Annotated in this window: 23 protein-coding genes and 2 pseudogenes; 8 read left to right on the plus strand and 17 right to left on the minus strand. The window is 38.9% G+C overall.

Features of this window, described 5'->3' with window-relative positions; translation table 11 throughout:
- Window positions 1–11: 11 nt before the first annotated feature.
- The 7 genes and pseudogenes from LACDD01_RS04915 to LACDD01_RS04945 all read right to left on the minus strand — a co-directional run.
- On the minus strand, window positions 12–1424 hold the full coding sequence (locus LACDD01_RS04915) for a sensor histidine kinase (RefSeq protein WP_061413491.1): 1413 nt from the start codon (window positions 1422–1424) through the stop codon (window positions 12–14).
- A 5-nt stretch (window positions 1425–1429) separates the two neighbouring features.
- Window positions 1430–2098 carry a response regulator transcription factor gene (locus LACDD01_RS04920; protein ID WP_213438991.1) on the minus strand — a complete coding sequence of 223 codons (669 nt, stop codon included), beginning with the start codon at window positions 2096–2098 and terminating at the stop codon, window positions 1430–1432.
- A 179-nt stretch (window positions 2099–2277) separates the two neighbouring features.
- Window positions 2278–3258: a LacI family DNA-binding transcriptional regulator gene (locus tag LACDD01_RS04925; protein WP_061413493.1), complete on the minus strand. Its 981-nt coding sequence runs from the start codon at window positions 3256–3258 to the stop codon at window positions 2278–2280.
- A 26-nt stretch (window positions 3259–3284) separates the two neighbouring features.
- Window positions 3285–3950 (minus strand): beta-phosphoglucomutase, encoded by a 666-nt coding sequence (pgmB, locus tag LACDD01_RS04930; RefSeq protein ID WP_061413495.1) that lies wholly within the window; start codon window positions 3948–3950, stop codon window positions 3285–3287.
- Window positions 3943–6207, minus strand: coding sequence for a glycoside hydrolase family 65 protein (locus LACDD01_RS04935; RefSeq protein WP_061413497.1), 2265 nt, complete (start codon window positions 6205–6207; stop codon window positions 3943–3945). Before LACDD01_RS04935 ends, pgmB begins: the two co-directional genes overlap by 8 nt.
- Before the next feature lie 24 nt (window positions 6208–6231).
- Entirely contained in the window at window positions 6232–7839 is a 1608-nt protein-coding gene (locus tag LACDD01_RS04940) for an alpha-glucosidase (protein ID WP_061413499.1), read from the minus strand.
- 254 nt (window positions 7840–8093) lie between these two features.
- Window positions 8094–9239, minus strand: a pseudogene (locus tag LACDD01_RS04945) (glycoside hydrolase family 13 protein); the annotation flags it as partial.
- Between LACDD01_RS04945 and LACDD01_RS11825 the strand changes: the two are divergent.
- Window positions 9238–9330 (plus strand): annotated as a pseudogene (locus LACDD01_RS11825) (sugar ABC transporter permease); the annotation flags it as partial. The pseudogenes LACDD01_RS04945 and LACDD01_RS11825 sit on opposite strands and share 2 nt — an antisense overlap.
- A 40-nt stretch (window positions 9331–9370) precedes the next feature.
- On the opposite strand, the gene LACDD01_RS04950 reads toward LACDD01_RS11825, so the two are convergent.
- Together LACDD01_RS04950 and msrA are read right to left on the minus strand one after the other, a co-directional pair.
- Window positions 9371–10741, minus strand: coding sequence for an LCP family protein (locus tag LACDD01_RS04950; RefSeq protein ID WP_061413501.1), 1371 nt, complete (start codon window positions 10739–10741; stop codon window positions 9371–9373).
- Window positions 10742–10818: 77 nt separating this feature from the next.
- On the minus strand, window positions 10819–11361 hold the full coding sequence (gene msrA, locus LACDD01_RS04955; protein ID WP_040086548.1) for a peptide-methionine (S)-S-oxide reductase MsrA: 543 nt from the start codon (window positions 11359–11361) through the stop codon (window positions 10819–10821).
- A 59-nt stretch (window positions 11362–11420) separates the two neighbouring features.
- Here msrA and LACDD01_RS04960 point away from each other — a divergent pair, with 59 nt between their 5' ends.
- The gene (locus tag LACDD01_RS04960) at window positions 11421–11690 is read left to right on the plus strand and encodes a bacteriocin immunity family protein (RefSeq protein ID WP_061413503.1); all 270 of its coding nucleotides are present in this window, start codon (window positions 11421–11423) and stop codon (window positions 11688–11690) included.
- Between the two features lie 53 nt (window positions 11691–11743).
- Here LACDD01_RS04960 and LACDD01_RS04965 read toward each other — a convergent pair whose 3' ends face one another.
- From LACDD01_RS04965 to LACDD01_RS04980, 4 genes are all read right to left on the minus strand, one after another.
- Entirely contained in the window at window positions 11744–12790 is a 1047-nt protein-coding gene (locus LACDD01_RS04965; RefSeq protein WP_061413505.1) for a VanZ family protein, read from the minus strand.
- A gap of 125 nt (window positions 12791–12915) precedes the next feature.
- Window positions 12916–13440 (minus strand): GNAT family N-acetyltransferase, encoded by a 525-nt coding sequence (locus LACDD01_RS04970; protein ID WP_061413507.1) that lies wholly within the window; start codon window positions 13438–13440, stop codon window positions 12916–12918.
- Window positions 13441–13513: 73 nt separating this feature from the next.
- On the minus strand, window positions 13514–14176 hold the full coding sequence (cmk, locus tag LACDD01_RS04975) for a (d)CMP kinase (RefSeq protein ID WP_061413510.1): 663 nt from the start codon (window positions 14174–14176) through the stop codon (window positions 13514–13516).
- A gap of 29 nt (window positions 14177–14205) precedes the next feature.
- A complete protein-coding gene (locus LACDD01_RS04980) occupies window positions 14206–14715 on the minus strand; it encodes an SAG1386/EF1546 family surface-associated protein (protein WP_004258888.1) in 510 nt (169 codons plus the stop codon).
- A 45-nt stretch (window positions 14716–14760) separates the two neighbouring features.
- On the opposite strand from LACDD01_RS04980, the gene LACDD01_RS11520 reads away from it, so the two are divergent.
- The 5 genes from LACDD01_RS11520 (at window position 14761) to LACDD01_RS05000 (ending at window position 18646) form a co-directional block, all read left to right on the plus strand.
- Complete coding sequence (locus LACDD01_RS11520; protein WP_017368924.1) at window positions 14761–14964, plus strand: ferredoxin; 204 nt, start codon at window positions 14761–14763, stop codon at window positions 14962–14964.
- 252 nt (window positions 14965–15216) lie between these two features.
- The gene (locus LACDD01_RS04985; RefSeq protein ID WP_017368923.1) at window positions 15217–16206 is read left to right on the plus strand and encodes a mannose/fructose/sorbose PTS transporter subunit IIB; all 990 of its coding nucleotides are present in this window, start codon (window positions 15217–15219) and stop codon (window positions 16204–16206) included.
- Window positions 16207–16236: 30 nt separating this feature from the next.
- Window positions 16237–17040: a mannose/fructose/sorbose family PTS transporter subunit IIC gene (locus LACDD01_RS04990; protein WP_003134975.1), complete on the plus strand. Its 804-nt coding sequence runs from the start codon at window positions 16237–16239 to the stop codon at window positions 17038–17040.
- Window positions 17041–17062: 22 nt separating this feature from the next.
- Window positions 17063–18160 carry a PTS system mannose/fructose/sorbose family transporter subunit IID gene (locus LACDD01_RS04995; protein ID WP_017368922.1) on the plus strand — a complete coding sequence of 366 codons (1098 nt, stop codon included), beginning with the start codon at window positions 17063–17065 and terminating at the stop codon, window positions 18158–18160.
- 105 nt (window positions 18161–18265) lie between these two features.
- Window positions 18266–18646: a DUF956 family protein gene (locus LACDD01_RS05000; protein WP_061413512.1), complete on the plus strand. Its 381-nt coding sequence runs from the start codon at window positions 18266–18268 to the stop codon at window positions 18644–18646.
- Window positions 18647–18717: 71 nt separating this feature from the next.
- Here LACDD01_RS05000 and LACDD01_RS05005 read toward each other — a convergent pair whose 3' ends face one another.
- On the minus strand, window positions 18718–19395 hold the full coding sequence (locus LACDD01_RS05005) for a YitT family protein (protein ID WP_061413514.1): 678 nt from the start codon (window positions 19393–19395) through the stop codon (window positions 18718–18720).
- Between the two features lie 341 nt (window positions 19396–19736).
- Here LACDD01_RS05005 and serS point away from each other — a divergent pair, with 341 nt between their 5' ends.
- The gene (gene serS, locus LACDD01_RS05010) at window positions 19737–21008 is read left to right on the plus strand and encodes a serine--tRNA ligase (protein WP_061413516.1); all 1272 of its coding nucleotides are present in this window, start codon (window positions 19737–19739) and stop codon (window positions 21006–21008) included.
- 33 nt (window positions 21009–21041) lie between these two features.
- Here serS and phoU read toward each other — a convergent pair whose 3' ends face one another.
- Genes phoU through pstB (LACDD01_RS05025) form a run of 3 tightly spaced genes read right to left on the minus strand, consistent with a single transcriptional unit; the run spans window position 21042 to window position 23329 of the window.
- Window positions 21042–21695: a phosphate signaling complex protein PhoU gene (phoU, locus tag LACDD01_RS05015; RefSeq protein WP_003134981.1), complete on the minus strand. Its 654-nt coding sequence runs from the start codon at window positions 21693–21695 to the stop codon at window positions 21042–21044.
- 55 nt (window positions 21696–21750) lie between these two features.
- On the minus strand, window positions 21751–22512 hold the full coding sequence (pstB, locus tag LACDD01_RS05020) for a phosphate ABC transporter ATP-binding protein PstB (RefSeq protein WP_004258923.1): 762 nt from the start codon (window positions 22510–22512) through the stop codon (window positions 21751–21753).
- A 13-nt stretch (window positions 22513–22525) separates the two neighbouring features.
- Entirely contained in the window at window positions 22526–23329 is an 804-nt protein-coding gene (gene pstB, locus LACDD01_RS05025) for a phosphate ABC transporter ATP-binding protein PstB (RefSeq protein WP_014024392.1), read from the minus strand.
- Between the last annotated feature and the right edge of the window lie 4 nt (window positions 23330–23333).

Raw genomic sequence — 23333 nt, forward strand, 5'->3', positions numbered from 1 at the left:
AATCTATTCTATTACTTTTTGTTCACTTTTGCTGATTTGGGAGATGGACTTGTCCGTAAACGGACAGTAAATTTTGTACCACGCGGTTGATTATCTTCAACCGTGATTCGGCCATTATGTGCCTCAGCTATTTGCTGTGCAAGGGATAAGCCAAGACCTAAGCCACCTTTTTGTCGTGTTCTTGCTTTATCCACACGGTAAAATCGGTCAAATATTTTTTTCTTATCAGCTGCTGTAATTCCTTCTCCATTATCAGACACACTCAGTAGAAGGGTTGCTCCATTTTTTTGAACATCAACTTGAATTTCACCATCTTCGCCTGTATATTTCATCGCATTATCAAACAAAATCGTTAAAAGTTGCTTCACTAAGCTTTGATCTAGACTTAAAGCTCCTTCAAATTTTAAGGAAGTTTTTAAAGACTTATCAGAACTTTCTGCCAAGAGCTGGTAATTGCTAAAGATGGCTTCAAAGAATTCCTTATCTGTTGGCTCAGGATTTGTTTTAATGTTATTGTCCTGTCGCGCCATGTTCAACAGATTAGTCGTCAAAAGTCGCATATTACGTACTTCCGAAAGACTCTCCGAGATATTTTCAGATTCTTCAATTATTGTTGCATTCGGATTTTGGAAAAGTAATTCTAAGCGATTTTGTAAAATAGCGAGAGGCGTTCTTAGCTCATGACTTGCATTTTCGACAAAAGCTTTCTGCTTTTCATAGGCAACCATAACAGGACGCAGCGTCCAGTTGGCAAGATACAAGCTAATAATCACGGAAATAAACCAGAACATAACCATTGTTGTAATGATAATAAAATTACTCCGGCTCAAGCTATCTTGAAGTTGATCCACGTTACTAAAAACTTGAATATAAGCAATGTTACTTGCACCATAGGTTGTGTCCAGGTTTGATTGTGGCATCGCCAAGGTAACATATCGATAATGCCAATCAGGACCATAAGGATTCCGAATAGAAATCGACTTGATTTGTCCAAGGGCGTCCTTGTCTAACTTAGCTGTCTTCTCAAGTTGATAACGTACGAGGTCGACACGTATGATTTGTTGCTGACTGCTGCTTCCTGGTTTCGTTGTTGCATCAACACTGCCTGTTGGTCCTAAGACATTGCCCTTTTCATCGTACATGACGATACTGTTTGTTGGACTGTAATTGCCTTGATTAATTTCAAATGTTCCTTGATTAACTCCCGCCTGATCAAGTGCCAGCGCTCTTAATATATCGGGATTAGCTGCTAAATCCCGTAAATTTTGGTCAGTGGACTTATAGACCCCGCTTGTGAGCACTTGCAAAATAATTACTGTGAGTGCAAAGAAGATGATCGTGAAATCTAGAAAAAAATGAAGGAAATTTTTCCCATCATTTTTCACAATTGGCATCGATTTTATTTTTTCAATTATCTTTTTCATAAAGCTTACCGTAAAATATAGCCGACATTACGCAATGTAGCTAGATTTTGGGCAAAGTCTGTATCTTTAAGTTTTTTACGGATTTTACTCATATAAACTTCAACTACAGTTACTGTCGTGTCACTGTCAAAGCCCCAAATGCGGTCAAAGATTTGTTCTTTAGGCAAGATGACATTTTGGTTTTGCATCAAATAAACTACAAGATCAAACTCTTTACCGATTAATTCCACTGGTGTGTCATTCACAAATGCTGACTTATTGGTCAAATTCAAACGCACATTGCCATAAGAAAGACCGTTAGCATCTTCCAGTTTTCCTGTACGTTTTAAGAGCGCCTGAATACGCGCTTTCAACTCATCAAGATAGAAAGGTTTCGTCAAATAATCATCTGCTCCAACATCAAAACCGTGCATCTTATCATCTAAAGACTCTTTTGCAGTCATAATTAAAACTGGTGTATCAATATTCTGATCACGTAATTCTTTGAGTACTTCGAATCCGTTTTTCTCAGGCAACATTAAGTCTAAGAGGATTAAATCATAAATCCCCATTTCTGCTTCATAAAGTCCTTCTTCGCCATCAAAAACTTGCTTTACCTCAGCAAAAGATTTCAAGAAATCGTAAACTGATTTTGACAAAGAGAGGTCATCTTCAACTAATAATATTTTAATCATCGCATCCATCTTTCTTACACTAACGGGAAAATTTACACGAGAAATTTGCCCATCCTTCCCTTTATTTTACACTATTATGACCTTTTTTTCTTATTTAAAGCTAAAAGAAGGTGAAAGCCAATCTTTTTTTGAAATTTACTCATTACAAAACAGTGAAGGGATTTCTTCACTGTTTTTCTTTACTCTTTTTCTTTAGGCGCTGTCGTTTCTCTTAAGATAAGCTCAAAAGGAATAATTGTTTTATCATGGAAGGCTTCCTCATTTTGTGTCAGCCCAAGAAACTTCTCGACTGTTGCTGCTCCAAGACGTACGATATTGATGTCAAAGGTTGTCAGATAAGGATGAACAAGTGTTGAAAAGGCAGAGTTGTTGTAAGTAATCACGCTAACATCTTCTGGTACTTTCACACCTTGCTCTGACAAGCGAGAGATTACTTTCAAAGCTAAGACTTCATCCATAACAACAAGGCCTGTTTCATCTTTCAAGGTCATGTTTTCTTCAAAAACGAGTAAATTCGGCTTGCTTTGTTTTTTCAGCATCTCATCTTGATAGCCTTGATAGCGTTCCTCAAAGACTTCACCATCTTTCGTATCGGTCACAAAAGAAATCTCCGAATGCCCCAAATCCATCAAATATCTGGTCGCCTCATGCCCCATCAAGACATTGTCGTTATCCACATGTGTAATTTCATTTTGCTTTTCTGTTGGCGTGCCTAAAAGAACGAAAGGAATCTTGTTATCGAAAAGATAATTGCGAACACTATCTGCTTTCCCCGCATAAAGGACAATAAAACCGTCCACGCGCTTCTCGGAATACATCAACTCAACTTGTTGTTTCAGCTCACTCTCTTGATAACCAGTCACAACAGCAATTGAAACATCGTATTTGCGTGCTGTTTCATTAATCGAAGTCAAAACTTTCATATAAAAAGGTTGGTTTGATTTGTCTTCGACAGGAGGAAAGACGACTCCAATCGTATTAGATTTCCCTGATGCTAGAATCTGAGCCGCCACATTTCGCGTGTAGCCGAGTTCTTGCATTGCTTTTCTTACTTTAACTTTTGTCTTCTCACTGATTTCCGAACTATCTTTGAGAACACGGCTAACTGTTGAAGCATTCACACCCGCTTTTTTTGCTACATCTTTTATCGTAACGGCCATATACTATCTCCTGATTCTACTCTCTTCTACTTATTTTCCCAAACTTTTGTTAATAATTCAAGAGACAGACTGTTTGTATTTGAAACTAAAGCAATATCCGTTCCTAAGTCTTCAGCAGAACCCACACCTATAGGTAATGCACCTGCTGCTTTTATCGCTACAATACCAGCCTGGGCGTCTTCAATTCCTATACATGAAGTAATAGGAACATCAACACCGGCTGCAGCAGCCAAAAAGATATCTGGTGCAGGTTTTGAAGCTGCAACTTTTGCCGGATCAGCAATGGCATCAAAATACGTACTCAACTCCATCGCTTCAAGAAGGAATGGACCATTTTTTGAGGCAGAAGCCAAAGCAATCTTGATATTTTGGGCGCGTAAATCTTTCAGCAAATCTAATATGCCAGGATAAATATCCTCTGTTCCTACCTTTTGAATCATTTGGACATAGTTATCATTTTTTTGCTTAGCAAGCTGAGCAAAACTTTCGGCATCATATGTTTCACTCTTTCCACCAAGCTCCAATATTTTTTTCAAAGAATCTTCGCGGGATACACCTTTGAGCTGTTCATTAAAAGTTCTATCTACTCCAGCTATTCCTAATTCTTCAGCCAAAGCTTTCCAGGCTTGAAAATGATACTCTGCGGTATCGGTAATTACTCCGTCAAGATCAAATAATACTGCTTTAAACATGCTTCACCTCTGCTTCATAAGTACCTTCCAATTGGACTGATTCACCATAAACTTCTAAGGCAATCGGTTCACCTTTGAGCAATTTTATCTGAAGCTTTTCTCCTACACTGACTTTGAGCAGACGCCCACGATAATTAATACGGAAGCTATAAGCATCCCAAGCATTTGGAATGAAAGGCGCAAAACTTAACTGACCGTTCCACGTTTTCATTTGGGCAAAACCTTGCACAATCGCCAACCAAGAACCTGTCATTGAGGTAATATGTAAACCGTCTTCTGTATCATTATTGTAGTTGTCAAGGTCCAAACGTGCAGTCCGTTCATACATTTCAACTGCTTTATCTTCCATTCCAAGTTCGGCAGCTAAAATTGCGTGAATGGATGGAGAAAGTGAACTTTCATGAACAGTTAATGGCTCATAAAAGTTAAAGTTACGACGTTTTTCTTCCAAGCTATATTGGTTGCCAAAGAAATAAATCCCTTGCAAAACATCTGCCTGCTTAATATATGGTGAGCGCAAAATACGATCCCATGACCAGTTTTGATTCAAAGGCAAGTGCTTGGGATCTAAATCCGCAACTGGCGTCAAATCCTTGTCTAAAAAGCCATCATGCTGGACAAAAATCCCTAACTCTTCATCTGTCGGATAATACATATGGGTAGTGATATCAGTCCACTGCGATAATTCTTCTGTCGAAACCTGTAAATCTGGCCGAGGGTATTTTTTCAAACCTTCCATTGTATAATTCAAAACCCAAGTTGCCAATGTGTTGGTATACCAGTTATTATTGATATTATTTTCATATTCATTTGGTCCTGTAACCCCATGAATCATGTAAGCTTTTTGTCTCTCCGAATAGTGAACACGGTCTGCCCAGAAGCGTGAAATTTCTACAAGTACTTCAAGACCTTCCTGAGCCAAATAGGTTTCATCGCCAGTATAATTGCTGCAATTATAAATAGCATAAGCTATAGCACCGTTACGATGAATTTCCTCAAAAGTGATTTCCCATTCATTATGGCACTCAATACCTGTAAAAGTCACCATTGGATAAAGTGCTCCAGCCAAACCTTGCTGTCTTGCATTGTGTTGTGCTTGGGGCAATTGTTTATGACGGTAGCGTAATAAGTTTTGCGTCACTTGCTGATCTGCTAAAGAAAGATAAAGCGGAACTGCATAGGCTTCAGTATCCCAATAAGTTGCTCCGCCATATTTCTCCCCTGTAAAGCCTTTAGGACCAATATTGAGGCGCTCGTCTTCACCATAATAAGTTGCAAAAAGTTGGAAGAGATTGAAACGAATACCTTGTTGTGCTTGATCAGAACCTTTAATTTCCACATCCGCAAGTTCCCAACGTTCGCCCCAAGCTTCTGCATGCTCTTGTAAAAGTTGTGTATAAGATTTCACTTGAATTACTTCTTCTAGGCTTGCTAAGGCTTCATGCATTGCAGCTAAATTACTATAATCACGACTCGTCAGAACAAGCACACGTTTTTCAAAATGTAGTGTTTCCTGTTCCACAGTTGCTTCATGGTAATTAATAACTTTTTCTTCTTGAGTTTCTTGCCCTTGAGCTTGAAAATCTCCCTTAAAACTTTGCCCTGCCAGTACGGTAAATTGCTCTACGCCAAAGGGGTTAGCAATCGTTTGATTGGCAATGTAAGTTCCTTCTTTGTCGCCTCCTTTATCTAAAACAGTCCAGAATTTTTCTTCATAATTGGAATCTTCATTGTGCACATCAGCATCAATAAATGAAGCAGTACGTACTTTGTGCGATTGACCATCCACACTAGAGAATTTGAAGGAGAAGACAGCTAATTCTGGATGAACGATCGACATAAAACGCTCAACGGAAACAGCAACGCCAGCTTTTTCATAAGAATAAGAGAGAACTGCTTTTTGCATATCTAAGGAAAGGTGGAAATTAGTGATACTATCAGTATAAAGGTCAACTTCTTCATCATCGATAAAAAGTGAAACTCCCGAGAAGTTCAAAGCATTGATTGCCTTACCAAAATATTCTGGGTAACCATTTTTCCACCACCCCACACGCGTTTTATCTGGAAACCAGACACCTGCAATATATGTACCTTGATGGTGATCGCCTGAGTACTTTTCTGAAAAATTACCGCGCATTCCCATGTAACCATTCCCAATTGAGGTTAAAGATTCCTGAAGACGGCGTTCTTCCTTTTCTAATTTACTGGATTGGATATGCCAAGGATCAATTTCCATAATTCTGCTGATTTTTTTCATCTTTTTTCCTATCTTTTTCTTTTCTTACTTTTTCTTAAACACTTGATATTCCCAAGGAAGGAAAGTCATCTTCTTTTCCAACTTTCTTGGGCGGCTTCCTAAAATATGCTGGTAATCTTCTATTTCTACTTGGTTAAAGTCCAGATGTGCTTTTTTAGTACCTAAATTCGTAATAATCAAAAATGAGTCACGTTCGTAAACAAAGGCTGTCAGATGTTGCTCAAACCAAAACTTTATTGACCCACGCGCAATGTCTTCTTCCTCATGGCGAAGATGAATTAAGACTTTATAAAGCTCTATAAGCTCCTGTGATTTTTCTGTGTTTACTTCATTATAATCTGGATGAATAGGCATCCAAGGTTTGCCACTGGTAAATCCTGCGTTTGGGCTCGTGTCCCATTGCATCGGTGTACGAGAGTGATCTCTGCTGTTTGCCATCACTGTATCCAAAGCTTCACTTTTAGTCATCCCCTGAAAAATTAACGCTTCATAAGCCTGCTTGATTTCAGTTGCATCTGTCTGGGTGATATCTGTAAAAGGAAAATTACTCATTCCAATTTCTTGTCCCTGATAGATAAATGGAGTCCCTCGAAGAAGCATATAAGATACGGCTAAAGCTTTAGCCGACGCGATGCTGCCATCACCAAAACAACTGATTGCTCGTGGTTGGTCATGATTTTCTAAATAAAGTGCATTCCAACCTCGTGCAAGCATATCCTTTTGCCAACGTATAATTGTCTTTTTGTAACCATACATCCAGCCACGTCCTGCGTAATTCTTCTGACGTACATTGTGTTCCAATTCAAAAATCATCTTAAGGTAGCCAGACCTTGCATCCGTCCAATCAGGCGCCTCAGTTGAAGTCACACCTGAAGCTTCCCCAACTGTTAAAGCATCATATTGGTCAAATATTTCTTTTAAATCAGCCATATAATTTTCAATACCTGACACATTCATAAAAGGCTGCCAAGGGTCATTCCCTCTTAGAGACTTGATATTAAAAGACCAGTCTTCCTTTTGAATATGAGAAATCGCATCCAAACGAAAACCATCTATACCTAATTCCAACCACCATTTAATCATCGTATAGATTTCCTGACGCACTTGGGGATTCTTCCAGTTCAAGTCAGGTTGTTCTTTCGCAAAAACATGAAAATAAGCTTGTTGCGTCTGCTCATCATAAGTCCAAGTAGAGCCACCAAAGAAAGATTGCCACTCATTCGGCATTTTTTCGGGTGTTGCATCTGCCCAGTGATAGTAATCTCGATAGGGATTATCCTTTGATTTTTGACTTTCAATAAACCAAGGATGCTGATCGGAAGTATGATTCACAACCAAATCCATAATCACTTTCAAGCCGTTATCATGCGCTTTTTGCAGAAGTTCTTTTAAATCTTCCAAGCTACCAAAGCGAGCATCAATACTATAAAAATCAGCTATATCGTAGCCGCCATCCACTTGTGGACTTGTGTAAATGGGGTTAAGCCAAATAAAATCTATCCCCAAATCTTTCAAGTAAGGCAGCTTTTCGATAATTCCCTGTAAATCCCCCATACCATCACCATTACTGTCTTTAAAAGACTTAGGATAAATCTGGTAACCTGTCCAATTCGCAAAATCGTCTTTTTTCATTTTTTTCCTTTTGATTATCTCTCTTGAAATTAAAGCCAGTCCTTCGCAAACAATAAATAGAGTCAGAAAGACATTTGTCTATAATTCTGCTTAAATATTTTACTCTAGGTGTTTCCCTGCACCCACTCACTCGAAACCGAGGGGCTTTTTCTCTATTATGTCAAAATTTTTCCATATAAGAAGCAATATCTGGGCAGAGTTATCTTTTAGAAGAATGAGCTATCGTTTCATCTCTATCTCTTGTTTAATTTCTACTATTTATAGATTATAAATCCGTTTTTCTGAACATGATTGTCTTCAACCAAGTGGGCCAAGACTATTTCTCCCTCTTCAACACTAACCGGCTGTTCACCCTTATTAAAGACTGCCTTAAGTGCGCCACGTTCCAGTTTCACCACTCCTTGAGTGTCATCAACACTCTGCCACTCTAAATCAGATTGACTAAGTGTCTCTGCGTAGTCTCTACGGAAAGCTACCAAGGCTTTGAAGAAAGCAAATATTTCTAAATCTTGGTGTTCTTCAGTCCAAGGCATGCATTTGCGGCAATCTGGATCAGCACCACCATCTAGACCATATTCGTCACCGTAATAGATACATGGAACACCGGGTTGGAGGTACATAAAGGCTTGAACTTGTTTGACCAAGTCTTTACTTCCTTTGGCTTGTGTTAAAAGACGTGGTGTATCATGTGAATCTAAGATGTTAAACATGACTTGATTCGTCTGTTGACGATAAAGCATAAGCTGCGCATTAATTGTCGAAACCATTTGTTCTAAACTTAGATCTTCTTTCACAAAAGTGTCAATGATTGCATTGGTATAAGCATAGTTCATAACTGCTGAAAATTCATCGCCAACGAGCCAAGGTTGTGCTGAGTGCCAAACTTCTCCTAAGATATAGAAATCTTCTTTTGCTGAATCACATGTTGTACGGAATTTCTTCCAGAAGGCATGATCGACCTCGTCTGCTACATCTAAACGCCACGCATCAATATCACATTCCTTGATCCAGTATTCTGCAATATTGAGCAAATACTCTTGAACTTCTGGATTGGCAGTATTTAGTTTCGGCATATGTGGTGTAAAAGCAAATGTATCGTAAGTTGCTGTTTCAGAAACTTCAAAATCCTCGGTCGGTGTGTAGGTTGCTGGCCATTCGTTAACATGGAACCAATCTGCATATTTTGAATTTTCTTGATGCTTGAGAACGTCTTGCCACTGCGGGCTAGTATCACCGATATGATTAAAGACAGCATCAAGCATTACTTTAATCCCTCGTTGGTGTGCCTCTTTCACTAATGTTTTGAAAACTTCTAAATCACCAAAATACTGATCAATTTTCAAATAATCTTCCGTATCATACTTATGGTTAGAATAGGCTTGGAAAACAGGAGTAAAGTGTGTGATTATCGCCATTCCTATCACTATTCTCTTCATTGTTATGCAAAAATTCTATGTTAAAGGAATCACTGCTGGTGCAGATAAAGGATAACAAACTAAAAAAGCACTCAACTTATAGTTGAATGCTTTTTTTATTGTCCTAAAAGTTCTTGTGTTTTTGCACTATACTTGTCCATATCAATGAGGATACCTGAACCTCCGTACATATCATAGGCAGATTGCCAATCATTGTCGGATGGGATGGTTGTGTTTTCTATACCGCCAAACATTGCCGGTAAAGCTTTTGTGATCAGGAATGTGTTAGAAAGATTAGTCATTGTAACAGCTCGAGCTGTACCCAAGGCACTTGCACCAGTAAAGAGTGTCAACGGATTTTTAACTTTCGATGTGAGAGTTTGCATCACTTGTTGTTGACGTTGCACACGGCCAAAGTCTCCTTGATCATCGTGGCGGAAACGTGCATAGTTCAAAAGTGTACGTCCATCCATTCGTTGTGGGCCTTGCTTAATCATCATAAAGATTCCACCACCATCAGGATAGCCCAAGGCCGCGGCTTCTTCTGCACTCAATTCCTTATCGTTTTTAGCCATCCCTTCAGTTTCTGCTAAATCATCCGGTACAGGGACTTCATCAAACTTTTGACCATTAATTGTGGCGAATTTGGCATCAATCTTTACTCCACCAGGGAACATTGAGTCAATCACTGTTGCAAAACTTGAGAAATCAACCACAGCGTAATATTTGGCATTTATACCAAAATTTTGTTGCAAGGTTTGACGCACAAGTTCAACACCTTGATTCTCATTTTGCTCACCAATCGTGAAGGCTGCATTAAGCTTCATGTTAGGTCCTTGGCTTGCATCACCAACTCCTGGAATGTTGACCAAAGTATCACGCATAAAGCTCACCAATTGCATTTTGCCGCTTTTGCCAATATTCAAAACCATAATACTGTCTGAATGGGCCACTCCTGAGCTTTGTCCTGGTCGTTGATCAGCACCTAAGAGAAGGATATTGACTGAGCCATCCGCATTGGCAGCACCATTGAATTGTTCGGCTTTGATCGCGCCACCTTCTCGACTAATCCCACGCTGATAACCATAAATGAAGAAACCAATCATAATCAAAATCAAGGCGATTAAGATAAAGAAAATCCGTTTTATCCAACTTTTCTTTTTCTTTGGCTTTTTACTTGCTGCTTCCTCAGGCCTTTCATCATCAATGCTCTCTTCCGCACGACGGTTATCTTTCTTTTTCCCACGTTTGGATAAAAAGGGCGCTGGTGCTGAATCTAAAGAACGGCTGGATCTACTCCGTCTCTCAGAAGAAGAACTTTCAGACTGTGCGCGCTCTTCTTCTATGTCAGCCGCATATTCTTCTTCAAGGGCCTGCCCCCCTTCTATTTCTTCTACTAGTTCATAATATTCTTGCTTTTCGCGTTCACTTAAGTAAGCTTTATTTGCTCTTAAGTATTCAAAACGTTTTTGTTTATTATCTTTCATTATCTGTCTATTATATCATGATTTTTTATTTTTGATAAAAGCCTTTCATAATTCTCAGCAAAATACAGATCCTTTTCTTAAGCTTTTTTGCCAAAAAATTTATTTCTGAAGCGTTTAACTTTCAGAAACTGTTCACGTGCCTTGTGCATCTGTTTATATCTTTTAGGGTTCTTTTTATAAAAATCTTGGTGATAATCTTCAGCTGGCCAAAATGTTTGCGCATTTTCTATAGGGACTATGATTGGTTTATCCCAAAGCCCCGACTCCGACAATTCCTGCTTGCTTTTCTCAGCAGTTTGACGTTGCTCATCATTCTCAACGTAGATAACTGGTCTATAATTACTGCCTCGATCGTAAAATTGACCTTCTCCATCCGTCGGATCAATAAGATTCCAGTAAATTCCCAGTAAGGTCTCGTAAGAAATAACGGTATTTTCAAAAATTATCTCCACAGCTTCAGTGTGTCCCGTATATTTACCCGATACTTCATCATATGTCGGGTCATCGACATGCCCCCCAGTATAACCGCTAGTAACAGACAGTATACCTGGACGAGTTTCAAAAGGTTCAACCATGCACCAAAAACATCCACCAGCAAAAACTGCAATTTCTTTACTCATAGCTCTTCCTCCAAGCACATTATAGCACAACGAAAAGGCTTGCATGCTATAATTTAACTATGAAAAAACCGTTAAATCAGACTGAAATATTGAACGAAATGTATAATTTAATCTTGAGTAAACATATTCGTGAGTGGGAACGTACTTTAATATTGGAAGCTAAAAATCGCATTGAAAGTCAGGGTAATCTTGAAGAAACCTTAACCCAATTAGAGGCTCAATTACGTCCACTAGCTCTTCGCTATAATTTAACGCCTATGACAACCGAATTTTATAACAAAATATCCACTTCGGGTTTATTTGGCCGCGGTGTCGGGCATCGTTTATAAATAATCATCTTTTTAGTAAAAAAAAACGTTAGACCTACTAACATTTTTTTATTTCAAATTTCTTTTGCACTTAACTCTGTTTGACTCAAGCGTTCATACCACAGCTTTCGTGTACGGGAAAGTGTGGCAAAGAGAATATCTAATAGAGGTAACAGAAGAAGAATGAAAGAAAGGACTACCATTAAGAAATTTTGTCCCAATTCTTTTTGTGGAATATAGCCTGAACGTTGTAAGAAATAAGACAAGAGACCAATAATCCCAAAATTAACGAAAGATAAGAGTTGTCGACTTAAAATCTTCCAACGACTTCCTTCTATCCTTATCTTAAGAAGTTTTTGGCCAAAAGTGACACCAAAAATGACTGGAATCCCCACAAATGTAATAAGCATTGCTATATAGAAATGAGGTACAATGTTTGCAATAATATTTGCTAAAACAAAATCTACGCCAAAGGCAATACTTCGACGTATCATCCCAATCTGAGCAGGAATGGCTTGTTTGGCATCCAAATCTGGTAAAACCTTAACAAGTAGGCAAGCAATCCCAAAACCAAGCAAACTTCCTAGCGTATTAATCATTAAATCATCAACATCAAAAAGACGATAAGGACGAGGATAAAGACCAAAAAGAGCCGAACGCTGTAAAAGTTCAAACGATAAGGTGAGCATGAAACTCCACATTAAGGTTTGCGAAAAATTACGCTTAAAGAGGTAACGCAAATATATCCCAAATGGCAACGTCAAAAGAAGATTAAAAAAAGGTTGGATGAAACTTGGTGCTTTCAAGGCCATTAGCCATGTAGAAGGCTCGTTAAGTACCAGCGGGTTGTAAGCGATGAACTGACGTACAAATTCAAAGGGAACAAGATTTTGCTTAGGACCTGTCATCTGTGCAACCTGTGCCACATCAGGCAAAGGAAAAATAGTCATCGCATAAGCACAAACTATATAAAGGACAAAAGAAAAATTGACAATAAACCGCCAAGGGTTAACACGTCCATATTTACGATATTGAACAATCATATAAGGAATAAGGCTCAGCAAGAAAAAAACAAAGAAGAGCAATACACCTATTTGAATAGCATGGAGATAAGTAAGCATAGAAATCCTTTTTTAAAATTTTATCTTTATTATAACAAAATTTATAAATGGAGATTGTGAGCCAGTTTAAAGAAATAGCTTAAATCAAGTGGAAGTTGATATTATTACTGCTGCTCACACCCTGTTTATACATCAAAGGCTTGCGCATATTTGATACACCCCGAAATATTTTTTAGTGCATTGGGTTGTAAAGGACGAATCATAAAAGCTTCTGCTGGAACGTCAAATGGTGCCGTAACCTTATATTTTTCAGCAGATACATAGCCAAAACGAGAATAATATTGGGGATGCCCCAGAATACTTATAAAAGGGAAATCTTGTTGAACGGCACGCTTTTCCAACTCTTTCAGCAAATTTTCTCCCACTTTTTTACCTTGCCAAGAAGGTAAAACAGCTAATGGCGCAAGAACCAGCCCTGTAAAACTTTCTTTATCGTTGATAATCTTGACTTCACTTAGTAAACCATAACCAATAATTTTTGCTCCTTCAGCGGCGACAACTTCTAAACCATCGACATAGCTAGAATCTGTCCGAATCTTTTCCACGAGCTCTGCTTCATTACCATAACCATGTTCGGACCTGCTAAATGATTGACGAATTAACTGCTCAACTTCTCTATAGTCTTTTCGCCCAATACTTCTTATTTCCAAAGTTGCCCTCCTTCATTTATAGAAAAACAAACGGAATACCTTTACTCCGTTTGTTCCTTTAAAAATTGATTGATTACAAGAGTTCTCGTGCTTTTTCTTCGATGAAACCTGCCACTTGATCAATCGTTTTTCCTGTACTATCTAGTAAAATAGCATTCTCTGCTTGTTTTAGAGGCGAAACTGCTCGTGTACTATCCTTACGATCTCGTTCGGCGATTTCCACTTTGAGTTTTTCCAAATCAGTAGGAATATTTTTTTGTAAATTTTCTTTATAACGTCGCTCTGCTCGTTCATCCACAGAAGCCACGAGGAAAATCTTCAAATCTGCATGAGGTAGGACAACCGTACCAATATCACGTCCATCCATGATAATGCCACCTTCGTCAGCAATGCGCTGTTGCTCAGCAACTAAAAATTCCCGTACTGGAGCTAAAGCAGAGATTTTTGAAACATTCTGTGTTACTTCGTTTGTACGAATAATCTTAGTAATATCCTCTGTTCCTAAAAATACAAGTTGTCCATCAGCCGTATTTTTAAAGAAAATTGGTTTTTTCTTGATCACATCAATAATTTTTTGAGGATCCTCCGTTTTGTTTTGGAGGGCAACCAAAGTTGCAGCACGGTACATCGCACCTGTATCTAAATAGATAATCCCAAGATTTTGTGCAACGATTTTAGCGACAGTTGATTTTCCGCTTGAGGCGGGACCATCAACAGCAATTTGTAACTTTATCATGTTTCTTTCCTATATATGAATACTTTTTATTATTTTAATTTTAATACTTGCCCAGGTGATATTGGTGAACCATCGGCATTGTATCCTGTTGCTGAGATATTATTAAGGCTGGCAATTACAGACCATGCAACGCCTGTCTTCGCTGATATCTTACTTGGATCGTCTCCAGCTACAATAACATAAGTTCCACCCTCTTCAGTGGAAGATTCTTCAGTGGTTGGCGGTGGAGCTACAGTACTTTCTTCTGGTTTCACTTCTTCAGTAGTCTGTTCTGTTTGTTGCTCCGTGGTTTGCTCTACAGTTTTTTCTGGATTTTCCTGAGCAAATCCACCGCTATGTTGCGTTTGATTATTCCAAAGAATAAAGGCAATCATGAAACCAACCAGTAAAAACATCGTCACGACAGTAAAGGTTAAAGCACGTGAAGTTAATGACTTGTTATTGTGTTTTTTTCTTGGCTTGCTGCCCGAACGACTTTTTTCGGAATCTGCTTTCATGGCCTTATAGATTTCTTTATCCCACGGTTCTTTTTCTGCCACATCTTTTTCCTTTCCTTTTTTATTTTTTTATATTATCATCATTGTATGAAAGTAAACATAATACCAGAAAATTGTATTGCATGCGGCCTTTGTTATTTACATGCTCCAGATGTCTTCGATTACCATGATAACGGTATCGTTAAATTTAATAATTCCGATAAACTGGAAAAAGAATATATTTCTGATGATAAAATAATAAGTGCAGCCAAGGCTTGCCCAACAGCTGCGATAAAGATTACCAAATCTTAAAACCTTAAACTCTGATATTTATTTTACCATAAAATTACTTCTTTATCTAACTATTTCGTGATTTTTAATTAGGTATTTTCATTATATATACAGCTTGTTTTTGATTGACAAGTTGTTTTTATTTTCGCTATTTAAATTAAAAAATCAGATTTATGAAACCAGTTTCACAAATTTTTGCAAATGTTTTCAATTTGTAGTATACTAGGACAGTAATAATTATATTATATAAAAATTTATAAGGAGGTTACTCAATTGAGTATCGGAATTGTTATTGCGAGCCACGGTGAATTCGCTGCGGGCATCAAGCAATCTGGTTCAATGATCTTCGGTGAGCAAGAGAAAGTACAAGCTGTTACTTTCATGCCTAACGAAGGACCAGACGACTTACGCGCCAAAATCGAAGCCGCTATCGCAACATTTGATGCTGAAGATGAAGTCCTTGTCCTTGCTGACTTGTGGAGCGGTTCTCCATTTAACCAAGCAAGTGCTGTTATGGGTGCCAATCCAGAACGCAAGGTAGCTATCATCACAGGCCTCAACTTGCCAATGCTTATTCAAGCCTACACAGAACGTATGATGGATGCTTCTGCTGGTGTTGAACAAGTTGCTGCAAACATTATTAAGGAAGCTAAAGCTGGTATCAAAGCATTGCCAGAAGAGCTTAATCCTGCTGAAGAAAGCGCTACACCAGCTGAAGCTGGCGTAAACGCTGCCGCTATCCCAGAAGGTACTGTTGTTGGTGATGGTAAGATTAAAATTAATCTTGCACGTATCGACTCACGTCTTCTCCACGGTCAAGTTGCTACTGCTTGGACTCCAGATTCAAAAGCAAACCGTATCATCGTTGTTTCTGACGCTGTTGCCAAAGATGAGATGCGTAAAACACTTATCACACAAGCTGCACCTCCAGGTGTTAAAGCCAACGTTGTCCCTATCAAGAAAATGATTGAAGTTGCTAAAGATCCACGTTTTGGTGAAACTAAAGCTCTTCTCTTGTTTGAAACTCCTCAAGACGCACTTGCTGCTATTGAAGGTGGCGTACCTGTAGAAACACTTAACGTGGGTTCTATGGCACACAGTACAGGTAAAACAATGCTTAACTCAGTATTGTCTGTAAACAAAGATGATGTTGCCGCTTTTGAAAAGTTACGTGATCTCGGCGTTAAATTTGACGTTCGTAAAGTCCCTAACGATTCTAAATCTGACTTGTTTGCTTTGATTAACAAAGCAGACGTTAAGTAAAATTAAATATTATTAGGAGAAATTTATAAAATGAGTATTATTTCAATCATTTTAGTTCTTATCTTCGCGTTCTTAGCTGGACTTGAAGGTATCTTGGACCAATGGCAATTTCACCAACCAATTATCGCCTGCTCATTGATCGGTATCGCTACTGGTCACATGGCTGCAGGGATCATCTTGGGTGGTTCATTGCAAATGATCGCCCTTGGTTGGGCTAACGTTGGTGCCGCTGTCGCACCTGACGCTGCACTTGCTTCTGTCGCTTCTGCTATCTTGATGGTTCAAGGTGGTAACTTTGACTTGACACACATCACTGGTGTTATCGTACCTGCCGCTATCTTGTTGGCAACTGCTGGTCTCGTACTTACTACATTGGTTCGTTTCCTTTCAGTTGGTATCGTTCACTTAGCTGATGCTGCTGCTGAAAAAGGTTCTTACTCAGGTGTTGCTGGTTGGCACATGTTCGCACTCCTTCTTCAAGGTTTGCGTATTGCTATCCCTGCTGCAATCATCCTTGCTATCCCTGCTGAAACAGTAACTGCTGCCTTGAACTCAATTCCTGATTGGGTTTCTAAAGGTCTTGCTGTTGGTGGTGGTATGGTTGTTGTTGTTGGTTACGCAATGGTTATCAACCTCATGGCAACTAAAGAGCTATGGCCATTCTTCTTCCTCGGATTTGTACTCGCACCACTTTCTTCAATCACTTTGATTGGTATGGGTATCCTTGGTGTTGTTATCGCTCTTATCTACCTCAATCTTTCTAATACTGCTGGTAACGGTGGAACTGCTTCTTCAAGTGGTGACCCAATCGGCGATATTCTCAACGATTATTAATTAGGAAGGAGATTTTATAAAAATGGAAAATACAAATAAAAAGTTTAGCCTTTCTAAAAACACACGTTTGAGCGTTATGTTCCGTTCAATGTTCCTTCAAGGTTCTTGGAACTACGAACGTATGCAAAACCTTGGTTTCCTCTATTCAATCATCCCTGCATTGAAACAGTTCTACAAACCAGGTTCTGAAGAAGCTAAAGAAGCTTTGAAACGCCACATGGAGTTCTTCAATACTCACCCATATGTAGCCGCACCTATCGTCGGTGTTACATTGGCCCTTGAAGAAGAAATCGCTAACGGTGTTGAAATCGATGAAGCAGCTATCCAAGGTGTGAAAGTCGGTATGATGGGACCTCTCGCTGGTATCGGTGACCCAGTCTTCTGGTTCACAGTACGTCCTATCGTTGGTGCCATCGCTGCCTCACTTGCAACTGGTGGTTCTATTATCGCTCCAATCTTCTTCTTCGTTGTTTGGAATGCAATCCGTATCGCTTTCTTGTGGTATACACAAGAGTTTGGTTACAAACAAGGTACTGCAATTACAAGCGACCTCGGTGGAGGAATGCTTCAACAAATTACTAAAGGTGCATCTATCCTTGGTATGTTCATCCTTGGTGTATTGATCCAACGTTGGGTTAACATCAGCTTCACTGGTCCTAACGCTATGCTCCCATCTAAACCTTTGGCAGATGGTGCTTACGTTGGTGAATGGATCGACAAAGCAGGTAAAGTCGTTGTTCAAGGTGCCCAAACAGGTACTACAGGCGACGGTGTTGCTAAGTTTGATTGGTTAGACCAAGCAGGTAACGTTGTTGGTAACGGTGTTGCTGGTCAAGACGGTTTCGCACATTACGTAACTGTTGATCAACTTAACACAGTTGACGGTTCTACATTGCACAACATCTTAGGTCAAGTATCATCTGGTCTTGGCTTGAGCCCAGAACAAACACAATCACTTCAAGACGTGTTCAATTCATTAATTCCTGGATTTATCGCATTGCTCTTGACTTTCCTTGTGCTTTGGATCTTGCGCAAATGGAAAAACAAAAATGCACCATTGTTCATCATCATTGGTATGTTCGTTCTTGGTATCGTACTTCACGTTGCAGGTCTTGCTTAATAAGATTTTAAAACAAGAACAAAATCGTCGTGTACTCGCGGCGATTTTTTATTAAGATTATTTTTGCTATAATAAATATATTATAATATCGTTAGGAGCACTAAATTGGCACAATCACTGAATACTAAAGTCGACTTTACCACTGCTGGTATTGCTTATCTTGGCTTTGCTGAATATGGTAAAATTATGATTGGAGACCGAGCTTTCGAGTTTTTCAATGATACTAATGTTGAAAAGAACATGCAATTCCCTTGGGCCTCTATTAAACGTGTGGAAGGTGATGTTTCTGTTTCCAAAAACGGAAAAGTAAAAATTGGACGTCAGTTTATCATCGTCTTTCGTAATGAGCAAAAAGTTCGTTTTGCTGCCAAAGAGTCTGGAACTGTCTTAAAATACATCCGACAATATATTGGAAATGAAAAAGTCGTCCGTCAAAAAGGATTCTTTGATAAATTCTTTAGCCTCTTCCGCCGTAAAAAGAATTAAGAAATAGCCTCCATCGGGGGGCTATTTTTTATAAAAAAAAACATACTGCACATGCACCATGATTTTCTAGATTAAGTATCTGTTCCGTTTCGTTCACGTCTAAATAAATTAAAATATAGACGATCTAAAATCTTGTCACGGTAGTCCTTTCGTCCAATAAAGCGTGTGACTTTACTGAAAATATAACATGACAAGAGAGTGACAGCAAAGTTTGGAAAGGCCAGATAAGTCGCTAAAGATAGTGCCATAACGACGATATCAATACCAAACAAGACACGGTCAATCGTAAATTGCCAGCGATCTTCCATAATTCGACTCAAGAGGATTGAACCGCCAAAAGTCCCGTTGGATACTACAACAAGTCCTGCCCCTATTCCTGATAAAATACCGTCAGAAATACCAGCGAAAATAATTTGATTAAATTGAAAACCGTTAATTCCCATCGCCTCATAAGCCAGCATCCATAAACTCATCGCAGCTGCACCAGGAACACTCAGCAAAAGCTCTCTTCGGCTCAACAATTTCCACCCAAAGAGAAACAAGGGAATATTTACTACAAAGAAAGTCAGTGCTGGGTTGATTCCAAAAACAAAATCAACAAATACTGAAAAACCTGCAATCCCATTACTTGCTAAGTAATTAGGAATAACAAAAAGTCTTACCGATAAAATATAAAAACCCACTCCTACAATAAGAACAATTAAATCTTTTATAAACTGCTTATCTATCTTTACTCCAATGATCGACATAGGACCCCCTTTATTCTATAATACCATTTAGGAATTTAAAGAACTAATGATTTATGAGGCGCTTGCAAAGTTTTAAATTTTCTGATAGAATGACATTAGAAGTCAGTTTTGAGACTATCTTTTTCGAGAGAGCTTGTGGGTGGTGAAAACAAGTAAAGATTCTTTAAACATTCTGCTTCTTGTTTGATTTTATCCTATGAAAATAGGAACGTGTTTCTCGCGATAAGGGAACTAAAGTCCTATCCTTATGATAGGAAATTTAGGTGGAACCGTGCTTATAGCGCCCTAATTCTTCTTTATGGAGAGTTAGGGCTTTTTATTTTATATTAAAAGGAGATTTTATGCTTGATATCAAAAAAATCCGTGCAGACTTTGACGGAGTAGCCGCAAAATTGGAAACACGTGGTGTTAAAAAAGAAACACTGCAAGAACTCCATGAACTTGATGTACGCCGTCGTGAACTGATCGTACAATCTGAGAACTTAAAAAAAGAACGTAATGCCGTATCTGATGAAATTGCGTTGGTTAAACGTGAAAAAGGCGATGCATCTGAAAAAATCACTGCCATGAAACAAGTTTCTGCTGATATTAAAGTTATTGATGCTGAACTTGCTGATATTGAAGAAAAGTTGACCACTTACACAACAACGCTTCCCAACTTGCCACATGATGATGTGCCTGTAGGTGCTGATGAAGATGATAATGTTGAAATTCGTCGTCATGGTCAAACGCCTGAATTCAGCTTTGAACCTAAACCTCATTGGGACTTAGGAGAGTCTCTTGGTATCCTTGATTGGGAACGTGGCGGTAAAGTTACCGGTTCTCGTTTCCTCTTTTATAAAGGCGCTGGTGCGCGTTTAGAGCGCGCCTTGTATAACTTTATGTTGGACGAACATGCTAAAGAAGGTTATACTGAAATGATTACGCCTTATATGGTCAATCAAGATTCTATGTTCGGTACAGGTCAATATCCAAAATTCAAAGAAGATACTTTTGAAGTAAATGATGATCGTGGTTTTGTGCTCATTCCTACTGCTGAAGTACCTTTGACTAACTACTACCGTGGTGAAATCTTGGATAATGCTGAACTCCCAATCTACTTCACAGCAATGTCTCCTTCATTCCGTTCTGAAGCTGGTTCAGCTGGCCGTGATACACGTGGCTTGATTCGTTTGCATCAATTCCATAAAGTTGAGATGGTCAAATTTGCACGCCCTGAGGAATCTTACAATGAACTAGAAAAAATGGTTGTCAATGCCGAAAACATTCTCCAAAAACTCGGTTTAGCTTATCGTGTAATCGCACTTTCTACAGGCGATATGGGCTTCTCTGCCGCTAAAACTTATGACTTGGAAGTTTGGATCCCTGCCCAAAATACTTACCGTGAAATTTCAAGTTGTTCAAACTGTGAAGATTTCCAAGCACGTCGCGCCCAAATCCGCTATCGTGATGAAGACGGCAAAGTTAACCTGCTTCACACTTTAAATGGTTCTGGACTTGCTGTTGGCCGTACAGTTGCTGCAATCCTTGAAAACTATCAAAACGAAGACGGCTCAGTAACTGTCCCTGAAGTTCTTCGTCCATACATGGGTGGTTTAGAAGTTATTAAATAAAACAAAAAAACTTGCAAATGCAAGTTTTTTATTTTACAACTCAACGATATTCCCAGATTTCAAGTAAACGATCCATTCACAAAGGTTAACCGCATAGCCGGTAATGCGTTCCAAGAATACAAGAGTCATCAAGTAATCTTTACCTGTCGTGATTGTTTCTGTATTTTCTTTCATTGCTTCCAAGATTTTTTCTTGGATTTCACCGCTCATATTTTTAACCGTTTGGTATTGATCTGCGATTTCACGCGCACGTTTATCATTGCCTTGAATATAAGCATTCAATGAAGCATCAACGACTGATTTCACTTTTTCACCTAACAGGGAAATGTCTTCTTCGACTTCATGGATACGCTCTTCACCTTTAAGGTTGATTGCCGCCTTAGCGATTGAAGTTACATGATCGCCCATACGTTCCAAGTCACTTGAGGCTTTAAGCACTGTGATAATCGTACGTAAGTCTCCTGACACTGGTTGTTGTAAAGCAATCATTTCCAGTGATTTTGTTTCTAATTTTGTTTCCAATTGGTTAATCATTTCATCACTTGTAATGACATCTTCTGCCAACTCACGATCATGACTCACAAAGGCACGAACTGCTTTATTCAATTGTGCAGATACTTGTGTTCCCATTGAATAAAATTGGTTGTGAAGTTTATTGAGTTCTTCTTCGAATTGTGTACGTAACATTTTTTCTCCTCTTAACTAAGCTCAGAGCAATAGGTGCTCCTTACATCATACCATATTATCCAAACTTACCAGCAATATAATCTTCTGTTTCCTGTTTTTCAGGGTTAAGGAAGATTTTTTTCGTATTGTCCATTTCAACCAAGTCACCATTAAGCATGAAGGCAGTACGATCAGAGATACGTGAAGCCTGTTGCATGCTGTGCGTAACAATAGCCAAAGTATAATCTTCTTTAAGTTCTAAAAGTGTCTCTTCTACATGCCCTGCCGAAATTGGATCTAGAGCTGACGTTGGTTCATCAAGCAAGATGATTTTAGGATTGACAGCAAGCACACGTGCGATACACACACGTTGTTGTTGTCCGCCAGATAACCCAAGCGCTGAAGTATGAAGAATATCTTTTACTTCATCCCAAATATTTGCAGCCTTAAGTGAATTTTCAACGACCTCATCGAGCAAAGCTTTGTCTTTTACACCTTTGAGACGCAAACCATAAACAACATTTTCATAAATCGAAAATGGAAAAGGATTTGGTTGCTGAAAGACCATGCCGATTTCTTTACGAAGATCTACGGTATCCACTTTTGGACTGTAGATGTTATGTCCTTTGTACATAATTGCGCCCGTAATTGTTACTGTTGGAATTAAATCGTTCATGCGGTTAATTGAACGCAAAAGCGTTGATTTTCCACATCCAGAAGGGCCAATAAGTGCTGTAATCTCATTAGGATAGAATTCCATATTGATTTGATTGAGCGCTTTTTTCTTACTATAATACAGCGAAAGGTCGCTGACTGTTAAAATTGCTTCTTTTGTCATATTGTCCTCTCGATTATCCAAAGTGTCCTGAAACATAATCTTCTGTCGCTTTAAGATTTGGCTGTGTGAAGATTTTGCTTGTCTCATCGTATTCAATTAAGTCGCCTGAATAGAAGAATGCTGTATAGTCAGAAACACGACTGGCTTGTTGCATGTTGTGCGTAACGATAATGATCGTATAGTCTTTCTTAAGTTCGGTCATTGTTTCTTCAATTTGCATTGTAGAGATAGGATCCAAAGCTGAAGCTGGCTCATCCATTAAGATAATTTCCGGTTTAACCGAAAGGGCACGTGCAATACATAAACGCTGTGCTTGACCACCAGAAAGTGCCAAGGCTGACTTGTTCAAGTTGTCCTTGACTTGCTCCCATAAAGCTGCTTGCTTAAGCGATGTTTCCACGATTTCATCTAATTTTTTCTTATCTTTTATGCCTTCACGACGATGGATAAAAGCGATATTTTCATAGATTGATTTTGGGAAAGGATTTGGTCTTTGGAAAACCATACCGATTTGCTTACGGACTTCGTAAACATTGACTTTAGGGTCACTGATATTGACACCTTCATACATGATTTCACCTGTAACTCGTGCGCCATCAATCGTATCATTCATACGGTTAAGCGCGCGGAGATAAGTTGATTTACCAGAACCTGAAGGGCCAATTAAAGCCGTCACTTGATTTTTAGGAAATTGCATAGAGACACCATGAATTGCTTCTTTTGTGCCATTATAGAAAACCCGCAAATCGTTTGTTGAAAGAGCGATATTTTTGTCGAAAGTCAAAATGTGACGTTCGTTCCAATCATAAGTTGCCATATTT

Source organism: Lactococcus sp. DD01 (genome assembly GCF_001578715.1).
In the GTDB taxonomy this organism is placed as follows: domain Bacteria; phylum Bacillota; class Bacilli; order Lactobacillales; family Streptococcaceae; genus Lactococcus; species Lactococcus petauri.

Excerpts from the sequence above, each read along its gene's own strand:
- LACDD01_RS04915 (WP_061413491.1), bottom strand. The coding sequence starts at position 1,424 with ATGAAAAAGATAATTGAAAAAATAAAATCGATGCCAATTGTGAAAAAT.
- LACDD01_RS04920 (WP_213438991.1), bottom strand. The coding sequence starts at position 2,098 with ATGATTAAAATATTATTAGTTGAAGATGACCTCTCTTTGTCAAAATCA.
- LACDD01_RS04925 (WP_061413493.1), bottom strand. The coding sequence starts at position 3,258 with ATGGCCGTTACGATAAAAGATGTAGCAAAAAAAGCGGGTGTGAATGCT.
- pgmB (WP_061413495.1), bottom strand. The coding sequence starts at position 3,950 with ATGTTTAAAGCAGTATTATTTGATCTTGACGGAGTAATTACCGATACC.
- LACDD01_RS04935 (WP_061413497.1), bottom strand. The coding sequence starts at position 6,207 with ATGAAAAAAATCAGCAGAATTATGGAAATTGATCCTTGGCATATCCAA.
- LACDD01_RS04940 (WP_061413499.1), bottom strand. The coding sequence starts at position 7,839 with ATGAAAAAAGACGATTTTGCGAATTGGACAGGTTACCAGATTTATCCT.
- LACDD01_RS04950 (WP_061413501.1), bottom strand. The coding sequence starts at position 10,741 with ATGAAAGATAATAAACAAAAACGTTTTGAATACTTAAGAGCAAATAAA.
- msrA (WP_040086548.1), bottom strand. The coding sequence starts at position 11,361 with ATGAGTAAAGAAATTGCAGTTTTTGCTGGTGGATGTTTTTGGTGCATG.
- LACDD01_RS04960 (WP_061413503.1), top strand. The coding sequence starts at position 11,421 with ATGAAAAAACCGTTAAATCAGACTGAAATATTGAACGAAATGTATAAT.
- LACDD01_RS04965 (WP_061413505.1), bottom strand. The coding sequence starts at position 12,790 with ATGCTTACTTATCTCCATGCTATTCAAATAGGTGTATTGCTCTTCTTT.
- cmk (WP_061413510.1), bottom strand. The coding sequence starts at position 14,176 with ATGATAAAGTTACAAATTGCTGTTGATGGTCCCGCCTCAAGCGGAAAA.
- LACDD01_RS11520 (WP_017368924.1), top strand. The coding sequence starts at position 14,761 with ATGAAAGTAAACATAATACCAGAAAATTGTATTGCATGCGGCCTTTGT.
- LACDD01_RS04990 (WP_003134975.1), top strand. The coding sequence starts at position 16,237 with ATGAGTATTATTTCAATCATTTTAGTTCTTATCTTCGCGTTCTTAGCT.
- LACDD01_RS04995 (WP_017368922.1), top strand. The coding sequence starts at position 17,063 with ATGGAAAATACAAATAAAAAGTTTAGCCTTTCTAAAAACACACGTTTG.
- LACDD01_RS05005 (WP_061413514.1), bottom strand. The coding sequence starts at position 19,395 with ATGTCGATCATTGGAGTAAAGATAGATAAGCAGTTTATAAAAGATTTA.
- serS (WP_061413516.1), top strand. The coding sequence starts at position 19,737 with ATGCTTGATATCAAAAAAATCCGTGCAGACTTTGACGGAGTAGCCGCA.
- phoU (WP_003134981.1), bottom strand. The coding sequence starts at position 21,695 with ATGTTACGTACACAATTCGAAGAAGAACTCAATAAACTTCACAACCAA.
- pstB (WP_004258923.1), bottom strand. The coding sequence starts at position 22,512 with ATGACAAAAGAAGCAATTTTAACAGTCAGCGACCTTTCGCTGTATTAT.
- pstB (WP_014024392.1), bottom strand. The coding sequence starts at position 23,329 with ATGGCAACTTATGATTGGAACGAACGTCACATTTTGACTTTCGACAAA.